The 7,041-nt window shown below is 41.6% G+C and carries 6 protein-coding genes; 3 read left to right on the top strand and 3 right to left on the bottom strand.

The annotated features are described in order from the left end of the window. The first annotated feature begins 42 nt into the window (after nucleotides 1-42). Nucleotides 43-1,395 (top strand): 8-oxoguanine deaminase, encoded by a 1,353-nt coding sequence (locus tag B4F08_RS08400; RefSeq protein ID WP_086210929.1) that lies wholly within the window; start codon nucleotides 43-45, stop codon nucleotides 1,393-1,395. A 79-nt stretch (nucleotides 1,396-1,474) separates the two neighbouring features. On the opposite strand, the gene B4F08_RS08405 is transcribed toward B4F08_RS08400, so the two are convergent. The 3 genes from B4F08_RS08405 to B4F08_RS08415 form a co-directional block, all read right to left on the bottom strand. Beyond that, the gene (locus B4F08_RS08405; protein ID WP_291374115.1) at nucleotides 1,475-2,752 is read right to left on the bottom strand and encodes a DcaP family trimeric outer membrane transporter; all 1,278 of its coding nucleotides are present in this window, start codon (nucleotides 2,750-2,752) and stop codon (nucleotides 1,475-1,477) included. A 238-nt stretch (nucleotides 2,753-2,990) separates the two neighbouring features. Beyond that, a complete protein-coding gene (locus B4F08_RS08410; RefSeq protein WP_291374116.1) occupies nucleotides 2,991-4,358 on the bottom strand; it encodes an MFS transporter in 1,368 nt (455 codons plus the stop codon). A gap of 281 nt (nucleotides 4,359-4,639) precedes the next feature. Next, nucleotides 4,640-5,554 (bottom strand): LysR family transcriptional regulator, encoded by a 915-nt coding sequence (locus B4F08_RS08415; RefSeq protein ID WP_086210932.1) that lies wholly within the window; start codon nucleotides 5,552-5,554, stop codon nucleotides 4,640-4,642. A gap of 115 nt (nucleotides 5,555-5,669) precedes the next feature. On the opposite strand from B4F08_RS08415, the gene B4F08_RS08420 reads away from it, so the two are divergent. Both B4F08_RS08420 and catC read left to right on the top strand, forming a co-directional pair. Next, nucleotides 5,670-6,779 (top strand): muconate/chloromuconate family cycloisomerase, encoded by a 1,110-nt coding sequence (locus B4F08_RS08420; protein WP_291374117.1) that lies wholly within the window; start codon nucleotides 5,670-5,672, stop codon nucleotides 6,777-6,779. Between the two features lie 29 nt (nucleotides 6,780-6,808). Further along, a partial coding sequence (catC, locus tag B4F08_RS08425) for a muconolactone Delta-isomerase (RefSeq protein ID WP_291374118.1) occupies nucleotides 6,809-7,041 on the top strand: 233 nt, incomplete at its 3' end.

The following is a 7,041-nucleotide window of genomic DNA, read 5'->3' on the forward strand; positions in this document are numbered from 1 at the left end:
AAGTTGCTGTAGTTCTATCAAATAAAATATTTAGGTTGATCTATGGCTTCAATATGGATTAAAAACCCAATGGCTATTTATACTGCAAATGCATTTGATGCGCGCGGGGGACTACTGATTTCAGATGGGAAAATCACTGAGCTGATTGCTCTAGGAGCCAGCCCTACTCAACCCTTTGAAGAAATATTTGATGCCAAAAATCTTGTCATTACGCCAGGGCTTATTAATAGCCATCATCATTTTTATCAAACTCTAACTCGGGCTTGGGCTCCTGTTGTAAATGCGCCACTTTTTCCTTGGCTGAAAACCCTTTATCCAGTTTGGGCCAAGCTTAATCCAGAGCAACTGCATTTAGCGACACAAGTAGCTTTGGCAGAACTCGTGCTTTCAGGTTGTACCTTCGCAGCCGACCACCATTATTTATTTCCAGAACAATTAACTGACGCGATTGATATTCAAGTACAAGCTGCACAACAAATTGGTTTACGAGTTATGCTCACTCGCGGTTCAATGAGCTTAGGTTCAGATGCAGGTGGTTTACCACCACAACATACTGTTCAAGAAATAGATACTATTTTAAAAGACTCTGAGCGTCTGGTTCAGCGCTATCATCAGCGTAGTGAAGACGCCATGGTGAATATTGCTCTTGCGCCTTGCTCTCCTTTTTCTGTGACACAAGATATTATGCGCGAAAGCGCTAAACTGGCGGATTTTTACGACGTTCGTCTACATACCCATTTAGCAGAAACCCTTGACGAAGAAAACTTTTGCATGCATATGTTTGGTATGCGAACCGTTGATTATTTAGAAAGCGTAGGCTGGCTCAATAGCAGAACATGGCTGGCTCACGGTATCCATTTTAATGCCGAGGAAATTACACGCTTAGGACAAGCCCATGTCGGAATTTGTCATTGTCCGCATTCTAATATGCGTCTAGCTTCAGGTATTTGCCCAACCTTTGATCTCATACAAGCAGGTGTTCCTATTGGACTTGGTGTGGATGGTTCTGCTTCTGGCGATGCTTCTAATTTGATACTTGAGACGCGTCAAGCTATGTATTTACAGCGTTTAAAATACGGTGCCGAAACCATCACGCCTGAGCTAGCTCTTGGCTGGGCAACAAAAGGGTCAGCACAACTGTTGGGGCGTGAACAGCATTTAGGGCAAATTGCTGTTGGCTATCAGGCAGATCTTGCTTTTTATAGTCTAGATGAACTTCGTTTTTCAGGTGCACATGATCCACTTGCTGCACTATTACTTTGTGGCGCTGATCGAGCAGAACATGTAATGATCAAAGGTCAATGGATCGTAAAAAATCAAAACCTAGTCTCGGTAGATTTAGAACGCTTACAAGCTGAACATCGTATTGCAGCTAAACAGTTATTGGCCGCTTAAAAACCGAAACATTGAATAAAAAAATAAGAACTGAAGGATTATTCCTTCAGTTCTTATGCGCGAAGTTTCACGTCAAAGACTAAAAGTTATAAATCGCAACCAAGTTCACACGGTTGTCTTCACCTTTCTTACTGCCATTTGCCGTAGGTGCAAACGCCTCACGTTCACCGTAGACATACTCAATCCCAAGACTAACAGGCTGAACAGGGCTATAGAATAAATTCCCCCATGCCTGCCATAAGTTTTTATTGATTTTGGTATCATCAGCGACAGCATCAAGATAGTCCTGATTTTTATCAAAAGTCATATAACCATAAGCTAACGTGCCGCGTAACTTGTCATTAAACTTCTGCGTTAAACCGACAGTAATTGAGTCAAACTCACTTTGTTCAATACTTGTACCCGTTGAAACAACACCCGAGTTGGTAAAGGATACAAAGCTGCTATCGCCTTTGACATGATAATAATCGGCTTTTACCGAAGTGACCGGAGAGATGTCAAATTTGGCACCAACACCTACGCCATACGCCCACTTTTCTTCATTTTGAATGCGTTTTTCATGCGCCATTGCACGTCCACTGACTGATAATGCATCATTAAACTTATGGTTCAGTCGTCCGGTAAATGCAGGCATACGTTGGCTAATGCTACTATCTTTCGGATCTTCCACGGCTGCAACTAAGTTGGTATTTGGCGTGAATTTATGAGTATAACGCACTTGAGGGGTACGTTTAATTGAAGCACCCACATAAGCCAAAGCATCAATCGTTTCAGGGATATAGTCTGGGGTTGCAAAGTTTGACCAGGTTTGACCAATTAACCAGTTCCCATAATTTAAATACGCATGACGAATACGTAAATTATCAAGGTTTGTACCGCCTAAAAAGTCAACCTCAATTTTAGCGTTTAAGTTCTGATCGGCCATGGGTGCCTTAAAATCCAAACCTAATCGTGTTGCTGAAAGTGTTGATCTTAAACGATCGCTATTTTCAGCATTACCCTCTAAAGGCACACTATTGATCTGATTATAGGGCATATCACGAGCACCACCTTCAGCCTGATACGATGCGTCCATACGAACATTACCGTATAAATTGAACTCTGCCCCACCTTTGGTTAAACCCAAACCCGTTTTTTCAACCGTCTTAGGCGCTGTTGACACTTGTCGCTCAACAGCACTCAGTTGAACAGCTTGCTGCTGTTGTTGCTGAGTGTACTGTTGAAGCATTTGTCTTAACGCATTTACTTCATTTCTCAGTTGTTCAACTTCTGTCGTAGTATTGCTTTGCGCATGTAATGCAGCGCTACTGAACATAGATAGTGTGACAACTAAAGCATTCTTCTTAAATTGTTTCATTTAACACGGGTCCTGTGTATATAAGTCTGTCCTGACTTTTACTCTTAATATTTTGGATCTCTTTTTCACTGCTGTTATTCAACGCAATGCAATTTTTTTAATACTTTAAAATTAATCTTTTATCGCATTAAAACTGCGTTAAAAACAACTTATAAAAAAGCATATTGATTCTAACAGTTCGTTCAGTTTTTAACATGAGCCTACTACTAATGCACTAGACTCATGGGTTCAATATTATTTAATTGGCCGTGGATTTAACTGCATCAAACACTTGTTTTGATTTAGCTTTTTCACCATCAACAGATACTTTTAAATTCACCATAAATACTGCTAAAGCCGCAATCACACCAGGTATCGCAATCACGAGAAAATTCATTTGATGTGGCAATTCAAAAGTTAACAGTGCACCTGTCAGTACAGGTCCGACAATTGCGCCAATCCGTCCTATGCCTGAAGCCCAGCCCATACCTGTAGAACGCACTGCTGTTGGGTAGAACTGTGCAACAAAGGTATAGAGTAAAATTTGTGAGCCAATAGTCGCTGCACCTGCAATCGCAATCAAGGTATACAGCACCATTTGCGGGCTATTGAAGCCAAGTAGAATCAGTGCAATAGCACCTACAGTGAACATCGTCGTTAAAACTGGTTTTAAGTGGAAACGGTCTGCCAAAGCACCACCGCCAATCGCGCCAACCATACCGCCAATATTTAAAGCAAATAAGAAAATCATACTTGCACCAAGCGAATAGCCTGCTTGAATCATGAGTTTTGGTAACCAGCTTCCAAGCGCATAGACCATGAGCAGGCACATAAAGAATGCCACCCAAAACATCATGGTGCTAAAGGTTCGACCTTGTTGGAACAATGCTTTTAATGGTGCATCATCACCTGCAACCGCATCATTCAATTTAAAAGTGGTCTCTGGTTGAATGTCTTGTTCAGGTGCAATCTTTCGCACAATTTCACGGACTTTTTCAGTTTCGCCTTTTTTAGTCAGGAACATTAAAGATTCAGGTAAAAACTTCCAAAGAATCGGTAAAGCCAGAAATGGAATGATGGCGATATAGAACATGATTTTCCAACCATAGTCTGTTACCAACCATGCACCCAATAAAGCTGAGGTCATCCCGCCAATGGCATAACCACTGAACATAACCGCAACAAGTGTGCTACGAATGCGCTTTGGGGCATATTCAGTCATGAGTGCGACCACGTTTGGCATCACTCCCCCAATGCCGAGCCCTGCAAGAAAACGTAAGATACCAAACTCAATAGGATTGCTTGCAAATGCGCCTAGAAAAGTGAAACCACTAAAAATAGCCACACAAATCATAATGGTCTTTTTACGGCCCAATTTGTCAGACAACGTACCAAAGCTCATTGCACCGAACATCATGCCAAACAAGGCTGTACTCGCAAGTAAGCCTGCTTGTACTGCACTGAGTCCCCACTCTTGCATCAGAAGTGGCAATGCCACACCGTAGATGACTAAATCGTAACCATCAAAAATAATAATCAGTAGACACCAAATGAGCACACTCCAATGAAAGGGCGTAAATTTGGCTTCATCGACCACCGTGTTGATATTAACTGGATTTGTATTCACTTTAAGCCTCCTGCTTGCGAATGTTCTGTTGCTGTGCACATTGCAGTAAAAGTGACTTTCTTGTCCAAAACCGAATAACTCTATATTTATACCTTTAAGGTCGGTTACTAATTTTATTGTTTATAATTAAATACATATATAAATGATTGAGCATGAAATCGGTTAGAAATAATCTTCTTTGGCCGACAAAATGCCATAAAAAAAGCCACCTCTTAGATGGCTTAAATCACATATTTTTAAATATATGCATAGTTTTAACAGTTAAATTTGAAACTCAAATTTTAAATAAAAGCACGGTCATATTTGATCGCTTCGAGGTCATAAACCTGATAAATACAATCAAATAGCGAGCGAATATCTTCACTTTCATCCATAGAGCGAATCGCAAGAAAAATTGGGCTTCTTGCCGCATCATCTAAGATTGGAATGTAGTTCAAATGCGGGAGTTGAATGGTTCTTGCACTTTCTGGAACTACACAAATCCCTTCTCCAGCGGCGACCAAACCCAGTGCTAACTGTATTTCACGAACCTCTTTTAAATGTTTCGGTTCGAGCCCATATTCTGAAAATAGACTTTGTACCTGAGTCGAAAAATTTGGCTTGGGATGACTTGGATAAAGAAATAAATTTTCATCAACCAAGTCAGACAGGTACACACCCTGCTTGTGTGCCGTTAAAGGGTGACTAGAATGTGCCGCTAACATTAACGGTTCTTCACGCAGTAAAACCCGACGCACAGCAGGATCGGAAATGCGTAAACGTCCAAAACCAACATCAATACGCCCTTCTTTTAAGGCTTGAATTTGGTCTTTGGTACTCATTTCAATCAATTCTATTTTTAAATGCGGCTGTTGCTGGCGAAATAAATACACAATTTTAGGCAATAACCCATATAACAAAGAACCCACAAAGCCCATCGTTACCGTTTTTTCCACCAAACCCACCCGCTGAGTCATGGTTTTTACTTCTTCGGCATTAGACAAAAGTTTAACCGCATGTTGATAGAAGAATTGCCCTGCTTCTGTGGTCTTGAGTGGACGGCTGCCACGTTCAAATAATTGCACTCCCAATTCAGCCTCTAGATTTTGAATCTGGCGGCTTAAAGGAGGCTGTGCAATGAATAATTTTTCAGCAGCTTTGGTAAAACTCTGCTCTTCTACAACAGCTACGTAGTAGCGGAGGTGTCTCAATTCCATGACCTTTGATACCTTTAAGATATATTAAAATGCTAATTTGATCTTCGACAGTTCATATTTATTCTTTTAAGGTATATCACATCAGGTACACAACGCAAGGCTGCGCAGAGTTAAGATGTATAAATCTATAGAAACCTTACTCGTCGAAATCCCCACTATTCGCCCACACAAAATGGCGGTAGCGACTATGCAAACGCAAACGCTTGTATTGGTGAAAATCAGCACTGAAGATGGCTTTGTCGGCTGGGGTGAAGCAACAACGATTGGCGGACTGGGCTACGGTGAAGAAAGCCCTGAAAGTATTAAGACCAATATTGAAACTTATTTTGCCCCTTTATTAAAGTCCCTTAAAGCTCAAAACATCGCACAAACCATGCGTGCTTTGAAAAAGAATATTAATGGTAACCGTTTTGCCAAATGTGCAATTCAAACGGCTCTACTCGACATCCAAGCACAACGTTTAGATTTACCCCTTTCTGAAGTGTTGGGTGGTCGTTTGCGTGACAGCTTACCTGTACTTTGGGTGTTGGCATCTGGTGATACTGAAAAAGATATTGCTGAAGCTCAAAAAATGATTGAGGCGAAACGCCATAATATTTTCAAACTTAAAATCGGTTCACGCCGTGTAGAAGAAGATGTTGAACATGTTCTTGCGATTAAACAAGCACTGGGTTCAGACATTTCCATTCGTGTCGATGTGAACCGTGCATGGTCTGAGCTAGATGCGATTAAAGGCATTCAACTGCTACAAAATGGTGGTGTTGACCTGATTGAACAGCCCTGTGCAATCGACAACATTGATGCGATGCAGCGTTTAACACGACGTTTTGATCTTGCCATCATGGCGGATGAATCGCTCATGGGGCCGAGCTCAGCCTACCGTTTAGCCAAAACTAATGCGGCCTCTGTTTTTGCAGTCAAAGTGGCGCAGTCTGGTGGACTAATCGAAGGTCATGAAGTCGCGAAGATTGCCAACTTAGCAGGAATTGACCTATATGGCGGCACCATGCTTGAAGGTGCGGTCGGCACGATTGCTTCGGCACATTTGTTCTCGACCTTTGAAAATTTAGCTTATGGCACCGAGTTATTCGGCCCACTGTTGTTAACCCAAGATATTTTAAAAATCCCACTTCAATACACTGACTTCGCCTTACATCTACCCCAAGGCAAAGGACTCGGTATTGAGTTGGATGAAAACAAGATTGATCAGCTGCGCCGCGCTTAAGCGACGTCTTAACCGTTTAGGAGTTACACATGCTTTTTCACGTACGTATGGATGTAAACATTCCACTGGATATGCCTGCTGAAACTGCCAGTGAAATTAAAGCAGTCGAAAAAGCATATTCGCAAGAGCTACAAGCTCAGGGCAAATGGCGACATATTTGGCGTATTACAGGTCAGTACTCAAACATCAGTATTTTTGATGTAGATAGCAATGAAGAGCTACACAACATTTTGCAAGGTTTACCCCTGTACCCGTATATGAA

The organism is Acinetobacter sp. UBA6720, assembly GCF_002454215.1.
GTDB lineage: Bacteria > Pseudomonadota > Gammaproteobacteria > Pseudomonadales > Moraxellaceae > Acinetobacter.